Source organism: Leifsonia sp. McL0618, from assembly GCF_049994905.1.
In the GTDB taxonomy this organism is placed as follows: Bacteria; Actinomycetota; Actinomycetes; order Actinomycetales; family Microbacteriaceae; genus Diaminobutyricibacter.
This window is the reverse complement of the sequence record NZ_CP188258.1, coordinates 737,605-760,078: the sequence shown is the minus strand read 5'-3', so window position 1 is coordinate 760,078 and position 22,474 is coordinate 737,605. Positions and strand designations below refer to the sequence as shown.

At 64.9% G+C, this 22,474-nt stretch carries 13 protein-coding genes and 3 tRNA genes; 4 read left to right on the top strand and 12 right to left on the bottom strand.

What is annotated here, in order from left to right:
- Positions 1-31: 31 nt before the first annotated feature.
- On the top strand, positions 32-922 hold the full coding sequence (locus tag ACPPVQ_RS03660) for a hypothetical protein (protein WP_426518731.1): 891 nt from the start codon (positions 32-34) through the stop codon (positions 920-922).
- Here ACPPVQ_RS03660 and ACPPVQ_RS03655 read toward each other — a convergent pair.
- Positions 810-1,625: an SMP-30/gluconolactonase/LRE family protein gene (locus ACPPVQ_RS03655; RefSeq protein ID WP_426518729.1), complete on the bottom strand. Its 816-nt coding sequence runs from the start codon at positions 1,623-1,625 to the stop codon at positions 810-812. The genes ACPPVQ_RS03660 and ACPPVQ_RS03655 overlap by 113 nt on opposite strands.
- Between ACPPVQ_RS03655 and ACPPVQ_RS03650 the strand changes: the two genes are divergently transcribed.
- The gene (locus ACPPVQ_RS03650) at positions 1,624-2,574 is read left to right on the top strand and encodes a glycoside hydrolase family 88 protein (protein ID WP_426518727.1); all 951 of its coding nucleotides are present in this window, start codon (positions 1,624-1,626) and stop codon (positions 2,572-2,574) included. The genes ACPPVQ_RS03655 and ACPPVQ_RS03650 overlap by 2 nt on opposite strands.
- Positions 2,571-3,758, top strand: a complete 1,188-nt coding sequence (locus tag ACPPVQ_RS03645) for a mandelate racemase/muconate lactonizing enzyme family protein (RefSeq protein ID WP_426518725.1) — start codon at positions 2,571-2,573, stop codon at positions 3,756-3,758. Before ACPPVQ_RS03650 ends, ACPPVQ_RS03645 begins: the two co-directional genes overlap by 4 nt.
- A gap of 263 nt (positions 3,759-4,021) precedes the next feature.
- Here the strand turns inward: ACPPVQ_RS03645 and ACPPVQ_RS03640 are convergent.
- From ACPPVQ_RS03640 to ACPPVQ_RS03610, 7 genes are all read right to left on the bottom strand, one after another.
- Positions 4,022-4,095 (bottom strand) — tRNA-Met (locus ACPPVQ_RS03640).
- Between the two features lie 27 nt (positions 4,096-4,122).
- Positions 4,123-4,194, bottom strand: a tRNA-Thr gene (locus ACPPVQ_RS03635).
- Positions 4,195-4,381: 187 nt separating this feature from the next.
- Positions 4,382-5,338, bottom strand: a complete 957-nt coding sequence (locus ACPPVQ_RS03630; RefSeq protein ID WP_426518723.1) for an aldo/keto reductase — start codon at positions 5,336-5,338, stop codon at positions 4,382-4,384.
- A gap of 178 nt (positions 5,339-5,516) precedes the next feature.
- Positions 5,517-7,364 carry a glycoside hydrolase family 13 protein gene (locus ACPPVQ_RS03625; RefSeq protein WP_426518721.1) on the bottom strand — a complete coding sequence of 616 codons (1,848 nt, stop codon included), beginning with the start codon at positions 7,362-7,364 and terminating at the stop codon, positions 5,517-5,519.
- A gap of 4 nt (positions 7,365-7,368) precedes the next feature.
- On the bottom strand, positions 7,369-8,238 hold the full coding sequence (locus ACPPVQ_RS03620; RefSeq protein WP_426518719.1) for a sugar ABC transporter permease: 870 nt from the start codon (positions 8,236-8,238) through the stop codon (positions 7,369-7,371).
- Positions 8,238-9,917 carry an ABC transporter permease subunit gene (locus ACPPVQ_RS03615; RefSeq protein WP_426518717.1) on the bottom strand — a complete coding sequence of 560 codons (1,680 nt, stop codon included), beginning with the start codon at positions 9,915-9,917 and terminating at the stop codon, positions 8,238-8,240. Before ACPPVQ_RS03615 ends, ACPPVQ_RS03620 begins: the two co-directional genes overlap by 1 nt.
- A gap of 74 nt (positions 9,918-9,991) precedes the next feature.
- Positions 9,992-11,245 (bottom strand): sugar ABC transporter substrate-binding protein, encoded by a 1,254-nt coding sequence (locus tag ACPPVQ_RS03610; protein ID WP_426518715.1) that lies wholly within the window; start codon positions 11,243-11,245, stop codon positions 9,992-9,994.
- A 335-nt stretch (positions 11,246-11,580) separates the two neighbouring features.
- Here ACPPVQ_RS03610 and ACPPVQ_RS03605 point away from each other — a divergent pair, with 335 nt between their 5' ends.
- Positions 11,581-13,314 (top strand): glycoside hydrolase family 13 protein, encoded by a 1,734-nt coding sequence (locus tag ACPPVQ_RS03605; RefSeq protein ID WP_426518713.1) that lies wholly within the window; start codon positions 11,581-11,583, stop codon positions 13,312-13,314.
- A 168-nt stretch (positions 13,315-13,482) separates the two neighbouring features.
- Here ACPPVQ_RS03605 and ACPPVQ_RS03600 read toward each other — a convergent pair whose 3' ends face one another.
- The 4 genes from ACPPVQ_RS03600 to ACPPVQ_RS03585 form a co-directional block, all read right to left on the bottom strand.
- Positions 13,483-14,292 carry an inositol monophosphatase family protein gene (locus tag ACPPVQ_RS03600; RefSeq protein ID WP_426518711.1) on the bottom strand — a complete coding sequence of 270 codons (810 nt, stop codon included), beginning with the start codon at positions 14,290-14,292 and terminating at the stop codon, positions 13,483-13,485.
- Positions 14,293-14,957: 665 nt separating this feature from the next.
- Entirely contained in the window at positions 14,958-21,125 is a 6,168-nt protein-coding gene (locus ACPPVQ_RS03595) for an RHS repeat-associated core domain-containing protein (RefSeq protein WP_426518709.1), read from the bottom strand.
- A gap of 110 nt (positions 21,126-21,235) precedes the next feature.
- The gene (locus tag ACPPVQ_RS03590; protein WP_426518707.1) at positions 21,236-21,898 is read right to left on the bottom strand and encodes a hypothetical protein; all 663 of its coding nucleotides are present in this window, start codon (positions 21,896-21,898) and stop codon (positions 21,236-21,238) included.
- A gap of 444 nt (positions 21,899-22,342) precedes the next feature.
- Positions 22,343-22,424, bottom strand: a tRNA-Tyr gene (locus tag ACPPVQ_RS03585).
- Between the last annotated feature and the right edge of the window lie 50 nt (positions 22,425-22,474).

The window sequence follows — 22,474 nt, the reverse complement described above, 5'->3', positions numbered from 1 at the left end:
ATGGCGCACCGGCGCGGGACCTGGAACTGTCGTGCGTGACTGGAAACTCGACAAACTCGGACCGGCCTCCGTCACCGTCGACCTGAATCGGGGCGCCCGCATCAGCGAGCTCACGATCCTTGAACGCAACATTCTGGCCGCACCGGACGCCCTGAACCCTTCACCGTTCCGGGACGGCCTCTTCGCAATGGCACCCTATGCCGGAAGGCTCGCTCGAGCACGGTTCACCTGGGGCGGCGAGCAGCATATCCTCCCGGCCAACGCCGTGCCGCACTCCGCACACGGAGTTGCAGCAGACGTCGCGTGGAGCATGCCGGAACCCGGCGTTTTCGGCATCGACTTCGACGCGCGCTGGCCGTTCGGAGGGAGTGCGCGCGAGGAGATCCGAACATCTGCCGAGGGCATGGGAATCCTCCTCACCGTCAGCAACGACCGACAGCGGATGCCCGCCAGCCCCGGATTGCATCCATGGTTCAATCGTGCGATCGAAGGAACAGAGGCGATTCTCACGTGGCCCGTCGACAAGGTGTACCGAGAGAATGCGCTGATCACATCCCGCACCCTTGTCGATCGTGATCCGTCGACACGCACCTGGACGGCACCGACGAACGACCAAGCGCCGATACTGGCCTGGCCGGGACTGTTCGAACTCACCTTGTCGAGCTTCAACGCACGGTGCTGGGTCATTCACGAAACGGAAGATGCGATCTGCGTCGAACCGCAGTTCGCCCCCGGAAACGCCCTCAACGCCGGCGACGCCGTGATCGTTTCCCCCGGCACCCCATGCACCATCGACCTCGACGTGCGAGTCAGGCCGCTGGGAGAGTCCATCGAAAATGTGCTGGCGGAAGGCCGCGAACTCCTGGCCGAGTATGGAACACCGCACCCCCCAGCCCCGACTCGTCAGCCCGGGCGGTCGTGATGAACAGCTCATCGAGATCGGCGCCCCCGAATGCCACGTTCGTGACCAGCGGAGTCGGCAGGTCCAAGACCCGATCGAGACGTCCTGCCGGATCGAAACGGTGCACCTGACCATGACCCCACAGCGCAACCCACACATACCCTTCCGCATCCACAGCGACGCCGTCCGGATGCGGAACCGAGATCGCAGGACCGTCGATCCCCAGGCTCACACGGTCGCCGAGGCTGTCGACGTGCACGAGCTTCTCGCCTCCCTCCGTCGTATCAAGTCCGTTGGATGCGCCGATGCCCGTGAGGACTGTCGTGACCTCCAGTCGGCTGCTGATCGCATAGAGCTCGCCCCGGTCAGCCCCCGAGCGGTCGACCGAGCCGACATAAAGGATCCCGTCACGACCGGAGACAGCATCGTTCAACACGAGTTCAGCATCTCCTGGGATCGACAAGACCGCGTCCACCGTGCCCGTGTGCAGGTCGATCACCCCGATCGACCGGTCGAACACGGCAAGCCATTCGCCGCGCTCTGCGGGCACGATCGCTGTCACACGCTCGCTCAAGCCGATAGGCGCCCCGATCAGCGCTCCCTTTCGCACGCTGTAAAGCAGCCTCCGCTGGATATCGACCAGCAGCAGCCGCCCCTCCGAGACGTCCCACACCGGACTCTCGCCCAACTCGCAACGGAGACCGGAAATGCGCCCGAGTGACATGACAGCGATTCTGTCAGACGAGTTCCTCGAACTCGTCTCAAGGCGGACGCTCAGATGCGACATCCGCATCTGGGGATTCGGCGTCGGTCCCGCCCTCGTCGGCCTTCTCCGCGCGGGCGCCCTGCTCGATGAACCGTGTCTGGTCGACATGGTTGAGGCCCTGGTTGCTCCCAGTCTGACTCTCCCGGCGGATCCGACCGATCATCTGATCTCCGTTGAGACGCTGCTCGAACTCCAACGGATACGGCCCGGCCTTGACGTTGGGCCGGCAATCGAACGCTTTCGCGTCGCAGTAACCCGGGCTCAGCGGCCGATCGACAACCAGCCACCTGTGCACCGCCCCGATCTGGACGCGCTCGCCCACATCATCTGGGTCGACTGCATGCACACCGATGGACCCGGTCTGGCGGCGCTCGGCCTCGAGGCGAACGCCGTCAGCTCCGCAGAAGAGGTGGCAGCTGTTCTGCAGGATGACAGTGGGTTGTTCTCACACGCCTACGACATCGTGGCAGGGAGGGCGAACGGCGTGCACTGGGGTCGTGGCCAAGGGTGGGCGCTGCACGGTCTCGTACTGGGTGGTTCGTCTCAGGGCCTCACTGACCGGCTCGACCGACTTCTGCTTGCGATGGCCTCACTCGAAGTCGACGGGCAGTGGCGCACAGTGGTCGATGACGCGAGCGCACCCGTCGAGGCCAGCGTGAGCGCGATCATGGCATCGGGCATCCTGCTCGGCGTAAGCCAGGGTCGTGTCTCGGGGGACTGGCTGCCCATGGCACGCCGTGCCCTCATCGCGGCCGCCAACGCCACCGACGCCGACGGCGGATTGAACGTATCGGAGGCAACGCCGGCCTCCGTCCACGCCGACTATCTCACCCGCGCATCCGGGATCTTCCCCTGGGGACAGGGTCCGCTCTTACTCGCACTCGCCGAAGGAAGGAAACACCTATGAAGATCGTCGCCGTCGAAGCGTTCCCGGTCCGCGCCGCCCTGCCTGAGGGACAGACGTACTGGGGAGCAAAGACCTGGAGCTCCGATCGCGGAATGCGCGTGAGCACATATCCGAACGAAGCGCGCCGCCGGTACATCTACTCACAAACGATCGACACCGTCATCGTGCGGATCGAGACGGCCGACGGAGTCGTCGGCTGGGGCGAGTCCAAGGCACCGGTCGGCGCAACCATCACAGCGGCGCTCGTCGACGAATTGCTGGCCCCGCTGGTGATGAACAGCCGCCTGGACGAAATCGCGATCACCTGGGAACGAATGTACGCGGCGATGCGGGTCCGCGGACACGACTCGGGATTCTGGCTCGAAGCGCTCTCCGGCATCGACATCGCTCTGTGGGACGCCTGGGGGAAAACACTTCAGCAACCCGTCGCCTCCCTGCTGGGTGGAGCTTTCCGGACTGACGTTCCCGTGTACGCCTCCGGAATTCCGGCAGCGCCCGGTGCCGAAGGGCGCGACGGGGTCCGGTTGCAGGCCGAGGCGCTCCTCGAGCGAGGATTCCGCTCGGTCAAGGTCGCGGTCGGGGTCGATCCGCAGACCGACCTCGACGCTGTTCGGATCGTGCGAGAGGTTCTCGGATCGGAAGGCCGGGTGTTCGCCGACGCTGCGGGCCAATACGACATCGCGCAGGCAATGGCCCTGGCTTCTCGCCTGGCAGACTACGACGTCGGATTCTTCGAGATGCCGATGGCCCCTGAGAACATCGACGGCTACCGTCGCCTCGCCGAGAAGTCGACCATCCCACTCGCCCTCGATTCGATCTCGGGTCGCTTCCGGGCACTCGAATTCCTGCGGGTCGGCGGATTGCACATCGTGCAGCCCGATGTGTGTCGCGCAGGCGGTATCTCGGAGGTCATGCGTATCGCCGCTCTGGCGGATGCGTTCGGTGCGCTCGCCACACCGCACGTCAGCATCGGCTCAGCAATCCACTTCGCTGCAAGCCTTCAATGCGCTGCAGCGATTCCGAACTTCGACATCATGGAGCACTGGATCGGCAACAATCCGCTCGCCGAAGCGATCGCGCCAGACATCGACACCCCGGTCAACGGCATCCGCACGCTTCACGCAAGACCCGGCCTGGGGATCAGCGTGGACGAAGACGCCGTACGACGGCTGTCGGCGGGATGAGGCCGGTAGAGAAGTCTCTCGACGGTGAGGTGGGGGCCGCCGGTGACAGGTCGCCAATTCGCCTCAAACCTTAGATGACGAGCCCTGCAGGACGACTGATGAATGTCCCAATCAGTTCGTACCAACGGCTGCTCCCACGTACCACGGAACCCGACTTCACACTGCTGCGTTTTCAAGTGTGGGCAAAATGTGGGCAAATCGCCAAAATTTGCCCGACCAACCGGCATGAAGAAAGCCCCGGAATGGCGAGATTCCGGGGCTTGTAGCGGGGGCGGGACTTGAACCCGCGACACCACGATTATGAGCCGTGTGCTCTAACCACCTGAGCTACCCCGCCGCGACCTCCGCATGCGCTGGAGGACGGAGCCCCCTGTGGGAATCGGACCCACTACCTCTTCCTTACCAAGGAAGTGCTCTACCAATGAGCTAAGGGGGCGAAGCCTGAGCACGACGGCTGTCCGTCGGCCGTTTTGGCAACCGTACGAGAATACCATCCCGGGGACACTGCTTTAAACACGTGACGGCCCGCTCACCCCGCGCATCGACGTGCGGCAGATCGTCGCCTGCGACCCCGTGTGAGGTCGATATGCCGCTCGTCGATGGCGAGGCCGCCGCGGGCGGGCTCAGGCCTCCGCTGTGACCGCCGAGGCGTCGGAAAGCAGGCGCACCTCGTCCTCGCTCAGCCGCAGCTCCACGCTGGCGACCAGGTCCGCCAGCTGCGCGGTGTTGCGCGCGCTGGCAATGGGTGCGACCACGGTCGGCTGGGCAGCAAGCCAGGCGAGAGCGACGGATGCGACGGATGCGCCCCGAGCGTTCGCGACCTCGTCGAGCACAGAGAGCACCGCTCGCCCACGGTCGTCGAGGTAGTGCGACGCCCCACCGGAGCGCGGGCTGTCGACCGTCACTCCGTCACGGTATTTGCCGGTGAGGAAGCCTTTGGCGAGTGCGAAGTATGGCACAACTCCGAGGCCCTCGCTTTCCGCAAGAGCACGATACGCATCCTCGAAGCCGCGCTCGACGAGGTTGTAGTGCGGCTGCAGCGCGACCGCCCGGTGCAGCCCGTTCTCGTTCGTGATGCGGAACCACTCGGCGATGCGCTCCGGCGTGTAGTTCGAGATGCCGATGTACCGGACCTTTCCGGCGTCGACGAGGCTGGAAAGGGCGGCCACCGTGTTTTCGAGCGGAACGGTGTCGTCATCGAAGTGCGCGTAGTAGAGGTCGATGCGGTCGGTCTTCAGCCGCTCGAGGGAGGCATCCGCCGCTTTCAGGATGTTGTCGGCCGCGAGGCCCTTGAATCCCGGATGCTGGCTCACCTTGGTCGCGATGACCATGTCATCCCGGTTGCCGCGCAATTCGAACCATTCGCCGATGATGCGCTCGGAGTCGCCTCCCGTGTTTCCCGGCACCCACGCGGAGTAGCTGTCGGCCGTGTCGACGAAGTTGCCGCCTGCTGCGGTGTATCCGTCGAGTACGGCGAACGAGGCGTCGCGATCGGCGGTCCAGCCGAAGACGTTGCCGCCGAGGGACAGCGGGTAGACCTCGAGGTCAGAGGTGCCGATGGTTCTGCGCGGTGCGGTCATGGAGTCTCCTTCGTGGGTGAGCCGACTCTGACGCTAACGCGCTCGCCTGTGACGTATTCCGCCGTCGCCCAAGTACGCCCGCCACTTCGGGACATGCCCGCCAGCTCGAGGTGGCGGGCACGTCCCAACGTGGCGGGCATCCGCAACGTGGCGGGCATGCGCAGCGCGGCCGGGCCGCTCAGCCGCCGAACGCCGGCAGGGAGACGCCTGGCAGTCGCCACGCCGTGAACGACGGACCGGTGCCGGTCAGGCGGATGCCCGACTCCCCGTCGCGCAGGATCCCCTCACCGACCAGCGGTGTCACCTCTTCACCCGGCCGGCTGACCAGCCCCGGCGGGAGGGTGAGGTCGTACGCTTCGCGCGCGGCGGCGACGAGGATCGACTCGTCCGCGTCTTCTCGCACGTAGACCAGCGCATCCGGGCTGACGTGAAGCCAGCGCATCCCCCCGCCGTTCAGTGCGGAATGCGACCGGCGCAAGCCGACGAGCGACGAGTAGAGCGCGAAGGCTTCCGCGTCGGCACCGTGCTCCCCATTCCACGGCAGTGGTGTGCGGGATGCTTCGCCATCGACGCCGGTGAGACCGAACTCGTCCCCGGCGAAGACGACAGGGATGCCGGGAAGCGTCACCGACATCCCGAACGCCACGGGAACCGTGCCGGGTTTCGCGTTCGTGAGGAACCGTGGAGTGTCGTGCGTGTCGAGCGCATTCATGGTCCCGAGCCGGGTGCGCCACGGAAAACCGGCCGTGAACTGGCGGTGTGCCGCAAAGAACTGTTCGCCGTCATAGAGCGGGATCGTGCCGAACGGCAGCCCGAAGTACGAGGATGCGCGGTCCGGCTCCGAGAGCCACCCCCAGATCGGGCGCGTGAAATTGGTGTACGTCATCGCCCCGTGCCAGGCGTCGCCCAGAAAATCGCCCGACGGGTCGTTCGTCGATTCGCCGAGCAGGATGGTGTCGGGGTTGACCTCGAGCATGGTGCGGCGGATGGTGCGCCGCACCTCCTCGTTGAGGTCGTGGTCAAGGTAGCGGCCTGTCATGTTCGCAACGTCGATGCGCCAGCCGTCGAGGTTGTACGGGTCGGCCAGCCAGCGTCCGACGACGGAGTCGGGGCCTTCGATGAACCGGCGGCGCAGCTCGGCCGAACTCCAGTTGAACTTCGGCAGGCTCGGCACTCCGAGCCACGAGACGTACTCCGTGTGCTCGTCGTTCAGCCAGTAGAAGAACTCGCTCTCGGGCGCATCCGGGTTGCCGTACGCAGCCTGGAACCATTCGTGCCCGTCGCCGCAGTGGTTCGATGTGAGATCGCCGATGACACGCATCCCCCGCGCGTGCGCAGCCTCGACGAGCCGCACCAGTGCTTCGTCTCCGCCGAGCAGCGGGTCCACGTGCGAGAAACTGGATGCGTCGTAGCGGTGGTTCGACCGCCCGGGAAAGACCGGGGTGAGGTAGACCATCGTTGCGCCGAGTCGTTCGAGGTGGTCGAGGTGCTCCCGCACGCCGTCGAGGTCGCCGCCGTAGAACTGCTGCGAGCGCCCGGGCGGAACCTCGTCGACAGGATCCGACCAGCGAGCCGGGATCGCCCAGTCGGGCGTCGGCCGGTCGTCGGCCGCTGCCGAACGGGCGAACCGGTCTGGGAACACCTGGTAGAGCACAGTGTCTTTCACCCAGCTCGGCGGCGCCGGAAAGGTGACCACCTTGAAGTCCTCTGAGTCGAGGGTCTCGATCTCGTGCAGCCCGGTCGCATTCACCCAGACCTTGCGGGCGTCGGCCCGCGAGATCAGGAACCGGTAACCGTGAACCGGGTTCTCGACGTGGATGGGCGCCTCCCACCAGTCCCAGCCATCCGCGCTCGCGACGACCACGGCATCCGTGAAACGCGGTTCATGATCCGGGTTCGACCGGGTGCGCACGGCGTCGACCTTGCCCCATGCGTGCGGCACCCGCAGGCGCACCGCGACGGTGTCGCCGAGCTCTGGTTCCTGGCTCGAAACGTACAGGGGCGAACCGTCGTGATGAGGCAGCATGTGCCTACTTAACCGAACCTGCCGTCAAACCGCCAACAATGTATTTCTGCAGGGCCAGGAAGAGCGCGACGACAGGCAGTGCGGCGAGCACCGCGCCTGCGGCGAAAATGCTCCAGTTGTTCGAGAACTGCTGGGACACGAAGGTGTACAACCCGACAGCCAGCGTCTGGCTCGACGGATCCGTCAGCACGACGCTCGCGATCACGTATTCGCCGGTCGATGCGATGAACGAGAGCAGGCCGACCACCGCAAGAATCGGCGCGACCAGACGCAGGATGATGCTGAAGAAGATCTGCGCGTGGCTTGCGCCGTCGAGCTTCGCTGCTTCGTCGATCGAGACGGGAACCGTGTTGAAGAACCCGTACATGAGATAGGTGTTCACGCCGAGCGCACCGCCCAGGTAGACCAGGATGAGGCCGAGCTGGCTTCCGAGCCCGAGCGCCGGGAACACGTCCGAGATCGCCGACAGCAGCAGGAAGATCGCAACGACCGCCAGGAACTGAGGGAACATCTGGATCAGCATGAGCGAGAGCAGTCCGATGCGGCGACCCCGGAAGCGCATCCGCGAGAAGGCATACGCAGCCATGGCGCCGAGGAACACGGTGCAGACACCGGTCACGACGCCGATCACCATCGAGTTGAGGAACCACAGCGCGTACGGCTGGTCGGGGTTGGTGAACAGCGCGACGTAGTTCTGCAGGTCCATGGTCGAGAACAGTGCGTTCGACCCGACGAGCGAACCGCCGGGGTTCAGGGATGCGCTCACGACGTAGAGCAGCGGAAAGACGGCGACGACCACGAGCACGACGCCGACCAGATGACGCCAGCCCGTGTCCGTGAACCAGCGGACGAAATTGAACGGCCTCTTCTTCATCAGTTGATCTCCTCGAGGGCCTTGGTCTTGCGGAACGCGATGATCGAGATGATCGCGATGAGGATGAAGATGAGGATCGACAGCGCGCTGGCGAGTCCGTAGTCGCGAGCGCCGCCCTGGCCGAATGCGACCTTGTAGACCATCGTGATCAGCAGGTCCGTCGATCCGATGTCGAGCGTGGTGTCGGTGAAGCGCGGCCAGCCCTTGGTGAGCATGTAGATCACGTTGAAGTTGTTGAAGTTGAACGCGAACGACGCGATCAGCAGCGGCGCGACCGATACCAGCAGCAGGGGAAGCTTGATCGACCGGAAGATGCGCCATGGGCTCGCACCGTCGACGCGCGCAGCCTCGTCGACTTCCTCCGGGAGCGACTGGAGCGCACCCGTGCAAACGAGGAACATGTACGGGTAACCGAGCCAGAGGTTCACACCGATCACACTGAGACGCGCGAGCCACGGATCGGTCAGCCACGGGATCTGTGCGCCACCGAGGAGCACCTGGTTCACGAACCCGAACTCAGGGTTGAGCAGGCCGGCCCACACGAGACCCGAAAGGAACGCCGGGAAGGCGTACGGCAGGATGACCAGCACACGGTAGATCTTCTTGCCGCGCAGCCGCGGATGGTTGAGCACCATCGCGAGGAACAGCCCGAGGGCGAAGGTGGTCGCCACCGACAGGAACGCGAAGACGAAGGTCCAGATGATGACCTTCCACAGTGGGCCGGCGAGCTGCGGGTTCGTGAAGGCCTTCACGAAGTTCTGGAAGCCGACATCGATCTTCCAGCCGGGGCTGAGGGTCTTCGTGCCGCCGACCTGCTGGAATTCGCCCTTACCGTTGTCGGCGTAGACGATTCCGTCGGTGTCGGTGAACGTGTCGGCTTTGGCGTCGTAGGTGAGGTCGGACTTGTAAACGTATGCCGTGCTTGCGTCATCGGTGCGCAGGAAGCCGTCGTTCGGGTTGCTCGAGACCGGAACCTTGAGCGACGTGATCGCATCCTGCTGGTCGAGCACCTGCGAGAGGTTCAGGCTGCGATAGCCGGGAACGCCGGTGGCCCGCCCGGTCGAGTCCTTCTCGGCGTTCGAAACGGGCCTGAGCGGCTGGTTGGTGGTTCCGATGGAAGCGGTGCCGTCAGGTGCGGTGACCAGGAGGTAGAGGGGCGCACCACGCTGCAGCACGCTGAGCTGGTAGGCGGGCGAGTCGGGAACGCGCTTCGCGCCGGCGCTCGAAATGGATGCGACCGCATCCTCTTTCGTGCTGTTGTGTCCGTCGCTGTAGTTCGTGAAGGCGATGTAGCCGCTGAAGACGACGACGAACACCTGGAAGAGAAGGAGGAAGAAGACGCCGGGTGCGAGGTACTTCGCAGGGAGCCGCTTGCTGCGGCCGAGGTAGACCCAGTTGATGACGCCGGTGACGAGAACGGTGACGATGACGGGTATCCACATGTGGAGTCCCACCATCACGAACGCGGTCCAGACCGCGAAGGCGTCGAGCAGCCCCAGGAGGACGATTTTGGCTATCAGTCCCCCGAGCCCGCTCGAGCCGCTCGCCCGCTCCGGCTTCGCCGGTTTCCAGGGGCGGATGCGCGGGGCCGGGCTCGCAGTGTCGCCGGTCGTCGCCTGGTCGATTGCGACCTCATCCGAGGGGTCGAGCGTGTCGACGCGATCGTCGTCGTTCGTCATGGTGCAGCTGCTCCTGTATTGCGGGCGGAGGCCGGGGCCGCGACGGTTCGCGACCCCGGCCCAGCGACGAGGGCTCAGCCCTTGATCTTCGCCTGGATGTTGGTGACGGCCGTGTTCCAAACGGTGGCGGGGTCGCCGTCGCCCTTGATGAGCTGGAGCTCGGCTCCACCCCAGTCGGCCCAGACCGAAGCCATTTCGGGGATGGCCGGCATCGGCACTCCGTTCAGGCCGATGTCACCGAACGACTTGATGTCGGCGTCGGTCTTCGCAACGGCGTCGTAGGCGCTGGTGAGCGCCGGCGGGCGGCCGCCGACCTTGTAGAGCTGCTCCTGGACCGCGTCGGTGCCCAGGTAGTCGACGAGGAACTTGGTCGCCGCGACCTTGTTCTTGCTCTTCGAACTGATGAAGAACGCGTTCACACCGAGGAACGGCTTCGCATCCTGGCCGCCTGCGGAAGGCAGGGCGTCGATCGAGTATTTGATGCCGGCCTTCTTGATCGCGGGAACGTTCCACGGACCGGTGAGGTAGTACGCCGACTGGCCCTTGGTGAAGGCGTCGAGCGCGATGTCACCCGTGATGTTCGGGTTCAGCACACCGGCCTTGCCCCAGGCTTTGACGGCCGTGGCGAACGCCACGCCCGCGTCGTCCCCGAGCGTGAGCTTCGAGGCGTCGTAGCTGCCGTCTGCCTTCTGTGCGAAGACGGAGGAGCCGAACGAGGTCTGCAGCGGGTACATGTGGTACGGGTCGCCCTGCTTCGGGTCGAGACCCAGCAGGAACGGGTACTTGGCCTTGCCGGCAGTGACGGCCGCCTTGCCCTCGGCGAGCACATCGTCGAACGTCTTCGCCGCGGTCGGGGCGAGCGCGGTGTTGCGGATCAGGGCGACGTTCTCGATCGAGTACGGAAGACCGTAGACGTTACCGTCGTAGGTGACCGCCTGGATCGCGACCTTGGCGAAGTCCTTCTCCTTGTCGCCGAGCTGGAGCGGAGCGACGACGCCGTTCTTCACGTAGGCGCCGAGCTTGTCGTGCGGAGAGACGATCATGTCCGGGCCCTTGCCGGTGGGAACCTGGCTGATGAAGTCCTGGTCGACGTTCGCGAAGTCCTTGACGACGAGCTTCACGGTCACGCCGGTGTCCTTCTTGAACTGCGCCGCGACCTCCTTGAGTGCGGGCGCGCGCTGCGTGTCGACCCAGAGGGTCAGCGTCTGCGAGCCCTTGGAGAGGTCTTCTCCTGCAGTGTTCGACGAGCAACCGGCAAGTGCGGTTGCCGCGACCGCGGTGGCGGCCAGGGCGGCGATCCCTACCCAGGACCGTTTGGTCACCTTCATTGGTGTGCCTTTCTTCTGTGATGTTCCGGAGAGGATCGCCCCGACACAGTGGCGAGAGACCGTTCTCCCAGACGCTTTGATGCAAGCGCTTCCAGTTATAGCAAGCGAATTGCAGGAACGCAATTAGAGCTTGGATCCCTGTATTTGCGGTAGTTTTGGCGGATTTTCGGCGATTTGACGTCCTCCTCCGACTCCCGTGTAGGGTGATTCGTGGAAGCGTTTGCACGATTGTTACATTCGGTTTCGCAGCTTGCGGGCAGCTTCCGCGCGCTAATATCGACGTTTACGACCGACTCGAGCCCAGCGTTGCGCCCATCGAACGACTGAGGACCCCCTTGAACTCGACCATCGTGATTTCCGAGCCCACCGAGGCAACGCGCGAGACGACTGCGCCCACTACGCCGGCGCAGAGCCGCGAATGGTGGCGCTCCGCCGTCATCTACCAGGTGTACCCGCGCTCGTTTGCGGACTCCGACGGCGACGGTCTCGGCGACCTCGCCGGGATCACCCGCCGCCTTCCCGCCCTCCGCGACCTCGGAGTGGATGCGGTCTGGCTGTCACCGTTCCAGACCTCGCCCCAGCGCGACGCAGGCTATGACGTCTCCGACTACTGCGACGTCGACCCCATCTTCGGAACGCTGGCCGACTTCGATTCGATGCTCACCGCATCCCACGACCTTGGCCTCCGTGTCATCGTCGACATCGTCCCCAACCACTCCTCGAGCGACCACGCCTGGTTCCAGGCGGCTCTCGCCGCGAAGCCGGGCAGTGCGGAGCGCGAGGTCTACATGTTCCGCGATGGTCGAGGCGAGAACGGGGAGCTGCCGCCGAACAACTGGGAGTCCGTCTTCGGCGGGTCCGCCTGGACCAGCGTCACCGAGGCCGACGGCACTCCCGGCCAGTGGTACCTGCACCTCTTCGACACCTCGCAGCCCGACCTGAACTGGCAGAACCCGTGGGTTCGCGAGCAGTTCCGCGGCATCCTGCGGTTCTGGCTCGACCGTGGTGTCGACGGCTTCCGCGTCGACGTAGCCCACGGCATGATCAAGGCTGCCGGTCTGCCCGACTACACCCCGCCCGCACCCGGCGGCAGCATGGGTGGCGGCACAGCCACCCTCGAGCCGGACATCAGCTCCGAGCCGCCGACCGCACCGTATTGGGCGCAGGAGGGCGTTCACGAGATCTACCGCGAATGGCACGAAGTGCTCGAAGAGTACGACAACGATCGGGTGCTCTGCGCCGAGGCGTGGGTCGAGCCGCTCGAGAAGCTCGCGCGCTGGGTGCGGTCCGACGAGATGCAGCAGGCCTTCAACTTCGAATACCTCGAGACTCCCTGGTCAGCAGCCGAGCTGCGCGCCGTCGTCGATCACTCCATCTCGGCGTTCGCCACCGTCGGCGCGCCGAGCACCTGGGTTCTTTCGAACCACGATGTCGTCCGGCACGCGACCCGTCTCGCGCTGACCGGAGAGAACCTCCAGGGTCACGGCATCGGCCCGCGCACGACCGCCAAACCGGATGCGAAGCTCGGCCTGCGCCGCGCACGGACGGCGACCGCCCTCATGCTCCCGCTCCCCGGCTCGAGCTACCTGTTCCAGGGCGAGGAGCTCGGCCTCCCCGAGGTCATCGACCTGCCCGACTCCGCGCGGCAGGACCCGACCTGGTTCCGCACCAACGGCGAACGTTACGGACGTGACGGATGCCGTGTTCCGATTCCGTGGGAAGCGAACGGACCGTCATACGGTTTCGGCCCGACGGCAGCCAGCTGGCTCCCCCAGCCGGCCGAGTGGGCGCGATTCGCGCGCGACGTTCAACTCGGCGACCCCGCCTCGACTCTCACGATGTACACCACGGCACTGGCGATACGCCGCGAACGCAACCTCGGGTTCGGCTCGATCGAGTGGCTCGACGGTTTCGGGCCTGAGGTCGTCGCCTTCCGCAACGGCGGCGTCACGGTGATCGCGAACCTGGGCGATGGCCCGGTGCAGCTCCCTGCCGGTGAGATCGTGCTCGCGAGCGAGCCGCTGTCCGGACGCAGCCTGCCGACCGACACGACGGCCTGGCTGATCTGAGGCGCGGTGGCGCGCGCGTCCGCGCGCGCTGTCGTTCATAAAACAGGAGATCCGGCGCCCGTACGGGTGCGAACAAGCCGAAATCGGCCGTTCCAGCCAGTTCGGATACGCGAAGTCCTGTTTTGTGAACGCGCGCCGAACGTGGGCGGGGCAGTTTTGACGTGCGACTCAGTCGGTGACGCCCAGGGCGTCGAGCGCCGCCGCCAGCCGCTCGTAGAGTCCGGGCTCCGCCGCGATCAGCAATTCCTTGCTCTCCAGCGCGCTCCCGAGTCCGCCCACCTTCGCGCCTGCCTCACGCGCGATCAGGGCGCCGGCCGCGTGATCCCACGGGTTGAGCATCCGCTCGTAGTAGCCGTCGAGCCGCCCGGCGGCGAGTGAGCAGAGGTCGAGTGCCGCCGACCCGATCCGGCGGATGTCGCGCACCTGGTCGATGAGCCCTCGCACGACCCCGGCCTGCTTCACCCGAAGCTCGGCCGAGTACGAGAACCCGGTTCCAATGAGGGCGAGCGGGAGCTCGACGCCCGTTCGCACGCGAAGGGCGGTGCCATTGAGGAAGGATCCGTCGCCCGCCGTGCCGGTGAACACCTCGCCGATCGCGGGGTTCACGACCACCCCTGCGAGTGCGCGCCAGGTCGCCGGGTCGGGATCGCCCTCCACCACGGCGATGCTCACGGCGTAGGCGGGAATGTCGTACGCGTAGTTGACCGTGCCGTCGATCGGATCGACGACCCAGGTGAGTCCGCTCGTGCCCTTCTCGGCGCCTGACTCCTCGCCGAAGAACCCGTCGTTCGGACGCGCCTCGGCCAGCGCGTCCCGGATCAGCTTCTCCGACTCGCGGTCGGCGAGCGTCACGATGTCTTCAGCTGACGATTTGGATGCTGCGATCTCGACCCCTTCGCTGCGCCGGAGTTTCACCAGTTCGCCGGCGCGGAGGGCGATCGAAAGGGCGACGTCGAGGAGTTCGGTTTCAGCGGCCATACTGCCAGCCTGACAGAGAACTCCTCGCCGAGTCGACGCTAACTCCCCTCCCGCCGCCGTGTTTCGGGGAGTTACTGGCGACTCGACGCTGTCCCGCCCTCGGGCAAGCCAAAATCAGGTGTCACCAATCCATAGAGCAGTCCCCTCGACATTCAGTTGGCCGCAATTGCCAGGTACAAGAGCACCACCGCAATTGCGGTAATCCCGACGACTGCCACCCACGACGACACGCCCACCAAGACAGATTCTGACCGCCCGCGAGTTCCCGACACTTCTGCACCTGCGGCGTCAAGGTGGTTCCTCCACGCAGAAAGGGAACCAGTCCACTCTTTCGGCACACGCCTAACACCCCATGTGCGCAGTTGTTCATCACGAAGCCTTTGAGCAAGCTGGCCCAGACGTGGCGAGATCGCTGGAGAGTCAGCCGTTGGAAGATTTGAGAAGTCGTAAGTGACGCCATCAACAGTCAATCTCATGATCACCCACCGCGAAAAGTAGGCGCTTACCGACGCTGCTTCGACGTCAAAGTGCGTATCGAAATCGCTATTGAGGATGAGTCTTCCGGATCGCAAGACAAGAACGACAGGCACCCACTCGGTTCCTCCCCCGGACATGTGCCTCTTCATGAACGGGCGACTGAAGAACAGATCTGGATTACGCATAGGTTACGCGCAGCGCGATGGCTGCGCCGCGCACCCCCATCCGATAATAGTGTTCGCAAGATCCATGGCGTTGCTGAAATAACCCGGCCCTCGCGTCAACGCCTCAACGGTAAAATCTGCGAGCTTTGCCCCGACTGCTTTCGCCATACTTACGACAACGCTGGGAAGCCCGATAACTGCGTAACTGACCAACGACACGATCACGGACATGATGCAAAGTTTGCTCAAGCCTTCGGAAAGACACCCAAGTAGCGTTGAAATACCTGTCGAGATTGCTCCCACAACCTTCATGATCACGGGCCATCCGGGAATCGGTAGAGGAATCCACCCGAGGATGCCGGCGACGGTTCCCAGTGTCCCCAGGATGTTGGAGAGCACGCCGACCCAGGGTTCTTGGAAGAACGCGTTCGTGTTGGTGTCAACGTGGCGTTGATGCGGTTTGCTGTAGTCGATGGGCTTCCCCGTCTTGGGGTCGAAGACGGGGATGGGGCCCGGCGGGTTCGGTGGAACTGGGCGGTACGTGCCTCCGTGTGCCGAGGCGTACGCAGCGGCCACTCGTTCCTGCTCGACCCGGTTCGCTTCCGCTTCGCGCTGCTGGTCGATCCAGAAGGTTGGGGAGTTGAATCTCGCATCCGCACTCGGATCGCTCAACCGGTGCCCGTCCGGGTCGAGGTAGCGGATCGGGTCGCCCTCGACATAGGAGTACCGCGACAGCGACTTCGGCTGTGCGACCAGGCCCGGCCATGAGTCCGGCGACATCCACGACGCGACATGTGCGTCATAGCCGCGTGCGTCGAAGTGGGTCAATCCCTCGGATGGGTCGCTCGCCTGGCCGGTGAAGCCGGCTAGTGCTGACCATCCGCCGGTCTCGAAGGACTGCTCACCCCAGTCCGAGTACGACGCCAACTGCGTGATAGATCCGCCGGTTGATTGAGCAACGGTCGAACCTAGCCGGTCCAGCAGATCCCACGAGGCCGAGCCATTCTTGCCGACCTGCTCGGCGACGTGGCCGACCGCGTCATAGACCAAGGTGGTCGTGCCATGCTGGGAGCTCGTCTGCTGGACCGGAGTGGTACCAGCGGACACCGTGCGAGTCGTGATGGTGCCGTAGTTGGTTGTGTCCGTCGCTGACGCCTGCCGGCCAAGGCCGTCGTAGCCATAGCTGGTGGTCCGCCCCTCACGACCCACCGACGCGACCTTGCCTGTTGCGTCGTACCCGTAACCGGTGGTGACACCATTGCTCGTCTGGTGCGTCCGGTTTCCCGCGCCGTCATAGCCGTACGTTGCGACCCCGCCACCGGCTCCCGTGGTCGTCGTCTGGACGATCTGGTTTGCGTTGTTGTACTCTGCGGATTGAGCCAGGTCCCCTGCGCCTGAACTGCTGCGCTTCCATGAGGTTCGGTTGCCCGCGGGGTCGTACGTGTACGCGTTCTTCTCGCCTCCTGCTACCTGTGAGGAGATCAACCGCTCCAAAGCGTCGTAGCCGTAGCTCACTGAATGGGTTCGAGCGGGCTCGGCGCCCGAGCTCGAACTTGCTCCCGGTGCTGTCGGGGCAGAAGTCGCGGGCTGGGCATCTCCGATCGTTCGGGTTGCCTTCGAGACATGCCCGTCTGCGTCGTAGGTGTAGCTGTAGGACAGAGCACTGCCGTCGGCCACCGGGTTCGGTTCAGTCGGAAGTGTCCGGCCGTTGAGGTAGGTGCCGGTCGGTTTGCAGAGGGCGTTGCTTCCCGCGGCGGGTGTGGCACGGTTGCTGAGATAGCCCGCGACGGTCGCGCACGCTTTCGGGGTTTGCGACAACGACGGTACTGGCTTCTTCGTCGACGGCGGGGTGACCGCTGCGGCCTTTGCCGTCTGATGCACGATGTCAGTGACACGGTTCATCGGATCGTAGCTGTAGTTCGTCGTAACGCCCGTCGACCGGGACATGCTGGTCAGGTTGGAGCCCGCGTCCCACTGATAGGTGAGACCGCCCCACGGCGAGGACTGCGAGGTCACTCTCCCGGCCCGGTCATACGTGTAGTCGATGGACTCGCCGGTCGGGAGTTTCATCGTCGTCAACTGACCAGCGGCATCGAATGAGTTGACCAGCCGACCGCCCTTTTGGTCGATCTGCGTGGTCTGGTGGCCGTCCTTGTCGTAGGTCCAGCCGGTGACCCCGGTCGGATCTGTCATCGCGATCAGGTTCTGTTCGCCGTCATACTCATATGAGGCGGTCGCCCCGGCCCGGTCTGCCTTCGTCAGATCCCCGCGCTTGTCATAGCCGTAGCGTGTGACCTGTCCAGCGCCGTTGGTGTCCGACGCGCTGCGACCGGCGCGCGTGTAGGTGTATGAGGTCTTGTTGCCGAGCGGATTCGTCTCGGTGAGAACACGGCCCGCCTTGTCGTAGGCGAAGCTCGTCATGTGCCCGTTCGGATCGCTGAGGCGAGCGAGGTACCCGTCCGCGTCATACGAGTAGCTCGTCTTCACATTCACACCCGTCGACGAGGGAGCGCCGGGCTTGAATCCCTCGACAACCGAGACCAACTGGGCTGCCGGGTCATAGTGGTACGCAGTCATGTGTCCCAGTGGATCGGTCATCGTGGTTTGGTTTCCAGCGGCGTTGTACTCGTAGCCGGTGATCGCTCCAGTCGCATCGGTCGAGGACGTCTCCCGGCCGGCGAGGTCGTAGGCGATCGTGGTTGTGTTCCCGAGAGGGTCGATCGTCGTGGTCGGGCGCCCAGCCGCGTCGTACGCATACTTCGTGACCTCCCCAGCAGGGTTCGTGACCGAAGCGACCATTCCGAGTGGCGTGTACTCCGTTGTCGTGGTCCGTCCGAGGGGGTCCGTCACATGGATGACATTTCCGGCGCCGTCGTAGCTGAACCGCGTGGCTGCTCCAAGCGGTGTGGTCACGCTCGTCATGCGCCCGGCAGCGTCGTAGCTGAGGGTCGTCACCTGACCCGTACGGTCGGTGACGCTGACCAGGTTGCCGTCGCTGTCGTATCCGTAGTCCGCGTGTCGACCTAGACCATCGGTGATCTTCGTCACCCGGTCCATCACGTCATAGGCGTATGCCATCGAGACACGGTCTGCGTCCGTGGTCTTGACCATCCGACCAACGCCATCGTATGCATAGGTCGTCTTCGCGCCGGTCCGGTCAGTCGCCGAGACGACACGTCCGGCCGCGTCATAGGTGATCTTGGTCGCCGCACCGGACGGGCTTCCGCTCGAGACAACGCTCCCTGTTCCGTCGTAGCTCTGCTTCCACTCTCCACCGTTGGGATCGGTCGTGCCGATGATCCGGTCCTGCTGGTCAGAAGCGAAGGTCGTCACGGCGCCCAGGGGATCGACGGTCTTGGCGATCACGTCTTCTGACGTGTACGAGTGCGTCGTCACGGCACCGAGGGGATCGGTCTCCGAGATGAGGTTGAACCGGTGGTCCCAGGCGTACTTGGTCGTGCCGCCGGTCTGGTCGGTCGACGAGAGGATGTTCCCGTTCGCGTCGTAACCATACGTCGAGACACCGCCCGCCGGGTCGGTGGCTGTGACGACGCGATCCCGGGCGTCCCAGGTGTACTTCGTGATGTTCCCGAGCGGATCCGTCTGCGACAGCATCCGACCCGCAGCATCGTAGGTATAGCGGGTGACCCCTCCGGTCGGATCGGTCATCGAGATCACATTGCCCGCAGCGTCGTGCGCATAGGAAGTGATCGCCCCTGACGGCTTACGCGTGGACACGAGATTGCCCGCCGCGTCGTAGCGATTCGTCACGTCGTGGCCGTCCGGCTGGTGGACGGCCACGAGGCGATTGGATGCGTCGTAGTCGTAGCTTGTCGTCCGGTCCGCGCCGTTCGCGCCGCCACGATCGGTGACTGTGGCGACCTGACCGGTCGGCGTGTAGGTGTACTTCGTCACCGCCCCGTCCGGGAGCGTCTCCGAGAGAACATTGCCGGCAGCATCGTAGGTATAGGACGTGCTGTTCCCCTTCTCGTCCACCGTGCTCGTCACATTGTTCTGACTGTCGAAGGTGAAGGAGACAGACTTTCCGTCGGCGTGGGTGATCTTCGTGATCCGATGGTGCGCATCCACCTCGAACGTCGAGGTACGCCCGAGAGTGTCCCTGTAGGAGGTCCGCCCGGGCGTGCTGAAGTCCAGGCTTCGAACACCCCCGTCTGCGTCCCACTGCTTCACGACGCGCCCGGATGGGTCGTACTCATTCTTCAGGTACGTCACACCGAGACCATCCGTCGCTGTGAGCAGCTGATGCGACCCGTCGTAGCTGTACGTGTGCGTGGTGCCATCCGGGAAGGTCAACGTCGTCAGGTTACCGGCCCCGTCGTACGACAGGCCCCAGTGCGCCCCGCCCGGACGAGTGAACCCCGTGACGCGACCGAGCGCATCGGAGGAGACCTGGATACTCTTCCCGCTCGAATCGGTGATCCCGGCAAGGGGGACGAACTGACTCACATCCGGGTTCGCCGCCCCATACCTCAGCACCGTGGTCAACCCGTTCGCATCGGTGTGGGAGACGAGTTCGCCGACCCCGTCGATATCGGCGGCATCGAACACCCACGATTCGCCGGAGGTCGCAGACAGCTTCAGCAGACCGCCTCCAGGCTCGGTGAGCGTCTGATTCAGCCCAGGCTCAGCGTTGTAACCGCCGTGTCCGTCGGAGGCGAAAACGTTCGAGGCGCCGTCGCCGCGGACGACCATCACCGACCCGTCGATGAAGCGTTGCGCGCGGGCGCCCAGTCCGAACGTCCAGCCTGCGCCGACCCGCCCCAACCGGCCATCCTGCGAGTTGTAGGTGAGCGTGACATCCGTGGCGCCCCCGCCGGACCCCGGGAGCGTGAACAGCTTCTCCTGCTCGATCAGGTTGCCGGTCGAGAAGGAGAACGGCTCTCCACCGTACGTCTGATAGTTGTGGAGCCCGATCTCGTGCCATCGGTTCAGCTCCGCCTGAGTTGGTGGACTCGGCCATCCACCCGTCACCGGGTCCGTGCAGTTGAACCCCTGCGACTGGAGATACTGGCCCAGGCCAGTGAAAACACCGTCGACGATGTGGGAGAAGCCGTTGTCGATCACCGCACGGTCGTAGTTGTTGTCCATGAACAACGGCTCGATGTGCGTGAAGGCGTTCGGCAAGCCGGCAAACTCGTCACCGGGAAAGTTCCCATTGTTGCCCATGTTGTGCGCAGGACGGCCCGTGTACACCGGCAGGTTGCCCACCAGGTACGCCGACACCGCGTCGTCAGGAGCGCCGCCACGGGAATACACCTGCGTGCCGCCCGTCGACGTGTCGCCGCCACCCCAGGCGACACCATCAAGGGTGTTGAAGCCGATGCCGAGAGTCACGTCCGGGTTCGCGGCCGCAGCAATCCCAGCCCGGATGTCACGAGAGAGCATCATGTTCGGGCCAGTGTTCGTGATCGTCACCACAGCCTTGCAATTGTTCTCGAACATCGTCTTCAACCCCGCCGCGAGAGCCTGGTTGTATCCCCACTCCGACACTGGAGGCACAGGAGTCGTCACGCGACCATCGTCGTTGTCCGGGTCGAGGACGATCCGCGGCCCCGGCGGCACCGGAAACGGCGTGCCGATCACGACGAACTGAGAGAGATGATCCGACTCGCCACGAACGACACCGGCTTTGGCGTCGTAGTACGACGGCAACAAGGTCCACGGCTCCCCATCGGTCTCCCGCGTGTAGATATGAAGCGTCGAGGCGTCAACCTTGGACGCGGACACGAGCGCGCGGTCCGGCTTGAGGCTCAGCTTCACGCCCGGGACGACATCCGACACGATCGGTCCGTCCTTTCCTGCGCCGCGAGTGTTCACCGCCTTCGGCGGGAATGAAGTGACGCTGTCACCCTTGCCGTCCGTCGCAACTATCTCAACCGGGTCGGAGACGACGACCCCACCACCGGGTGACTCCGAACGTGCCGATCGCAGCGCCACCTTCGGAGCCGCGCCCACTGTGACGCTCAACTCCCCAGGTGCCTTGTTTCCGGAGAACGTCACCGAGGCTCCGAGATCATCAGCGGTGATGGTGGACTTCTTCTCCGGGCTGATCCTTCCCTCAGCTTGTGGGGCTGGGACCTCGGTCTCAGCCTTCACCCGGACATCCTGGGCCGTGGCAGCGGCGCGCACCTCCGCCAACGTTGCCGACGCCAGCCGGCGCGCTCGCTCCATTGGCGATGCTTCCGCTGGCGTCACCGTCCCTACGAGCGCCAACGCTACTGTGGCGATCGAGGCAACAAGGCTTCGCGCCACCACCCGGCGACGCCCGAAACCTGGCCGCATCAGGCGATCCCAGTCGGATGCACGGCTGCGGCGAACAGGGCACGCTTGCGCGACAGAGCCACGCCGGTGCCGACCAGCCCGGCCGCGATCGCGAGCAGCAGCCAGATCGCGATGGTCTGCCCGGTCAAGGCCAGATTCGAGCGGGGCTTCACGCACGCGGCGAGTTCTACCGCGTCGGAGACGCCGTCGCCGTCGTAGTCCTCGTGGCCCGTCGCGCATCCCGTGGTGCCGCAGATCACCACGGAGGCCCAACGCGGAACGCCGTTCGCATTCACGTCGGCATTGTCGGTGTAGCAGGTCGCCGAACCGCAGGTGAGGATGCGCGCGTAGTCCGGGATGCCGTCCCCGGCGCTGTCCAGTGTCGGCGACGCACAGGTCACCGTGCCGCAGGCCATGACCTCGGTCCAGTCAGGGATGCCGTCCTTGTCGGTGTCCTCCCGCCCCGTCGCAGCCGTCGGCGATGCCGCCACGATCCGCTCGACCGTGTCCGGGATGCTGTCCCCGTCAGCGTCGCACGACGACACGTTCTGTTGCGCCGGACACGGCTGATGCGCCGGCGCCGCCCACGCCAATGTCACGGGCGCCACGACCAGCGCGACCGTCACAAGCAGTGTCGCGAAACCGCGCGTGAGACGCCGTGCGCCTGATCTCCCTTCAGTCACGATCCTGGACGTGGCATTAGGCATCTTGATGGCTCCAATTCAGGACGGTTCTCCGGATATGTGAGAGCGCAGCGCGGATGAATCAGTGCGCAGCGGACAACGCCTCATGGATAGGACGCAGGAGAGCCACGAACATGACGCGAAAGAACGAAGAAATTCGAGAACGGTCAGGAGCAGCACGTCAGCAGCGACCCAGAGGTGATTCGTTCGGTGGCTGAACGTCGGGCAAGGATCGGGCTCGGGCCGTTATTCGACGCTAACTGCCCTGCGCGAGTCGCCGATCCGGGGAGCTAGTGCCGAGTCGACGCCAACCCTCGGCCGAGCAAACGTTCTGGCCTAGTCGGCGCTAACTCCTCTATCGGACGCGCCTTTCGGGGAGGTACTGCCGACTCGCCGCAGACAGAAGGGCTCCCGACGTCAGCCAGGAGCCCTGTAACACAAGAGTGGCGAGTGAGGGATTCGAACCCCCGAAGTCTAAGACGGCTGATTTACAGTCAGATCCCTTTGGCCGCTTGGGTAACTCGCCAGGGCGCACCCGACCACATGTACTCATCTGACCGAAGGCGCTAGATAAGG

Bases quoted from the DNA above. Each gene is read 5' to 3' on its own strand.
- ACPPVQ_RS03610 (WP_426518715.1), bottom strand. From the start codon at position 11,245: ATGAAGGTGACCAAACGGTCCTGGGTAGGGATCGCCGCCCTGGCCGCC.
- ACPPVQ_RS03655 (WP_426518729.1), bottom strand. From the start codon at position 1,625: ATGTCACTCGGGCGCATTTCCGGTCTCCGTTGCGAGTTGGGCGAGAGT.
- ACPPVQ_RS03625 (WP_426518721.1), bottom strand. From the start codon at position 7,364: ATGCTGCCTCATCACGACGGTTCGCCCCTGTACGTTTCGAGCCAGGAA.
- ACPPVQ_RS03595 (WP_426518709.1), bottom strand. From the start codon at position 21,125: ATGGAGCGAGCGCGCCGGCTGGCGTCGGCAACGTTGGCGGAGGTGCGC.
- ACPPVQ_RS03645 (WP_426518725.1), top strand. From the start codon at position 2,571: ATGAAGATCGTCGCCGTCGAAGCGTTCCCGGTCCGCGCCGCCCTGCCT.
- ACPPVQ_RS03650 (WP_426518727.1), top strand. From the start codon at position 1,624: ATGACAGCGATTCTGTCAGACGAGTTCCTCGAACTCGTCTCAAGGCGG.
- ACPPVQ_RS03620 (WP_426518719.1), bottom strand. From the start codon at position 8,238: ATGAAGAAGAGGCCGTTCAATTTCGTCCGCTGGTTCACGGACACGGGC.
- ACPPVQ_RS03615 (WP_426518717.1), bottom strand. From the start codon at position 9,917: ATGACGAACGACGACGATCGCGTCGACACGCTCGACCCCTCGGATGAG.
- ACPPVQ_RS03600 (WP_426518711.1), bottom strand. From the start codon at position 14,292: ATGGCCGCTGAAACCGAACTCCTCGACGTCGCCCTTTCGATCGCCCTC.
- ACPPVQ_RS03630 (WP_426518723.1), bottom strand. From the start codon at position 5,338: ATGACCGCACCGCGCAGAACCATCGGCACCTCTGACCTCGAGGTCTAC.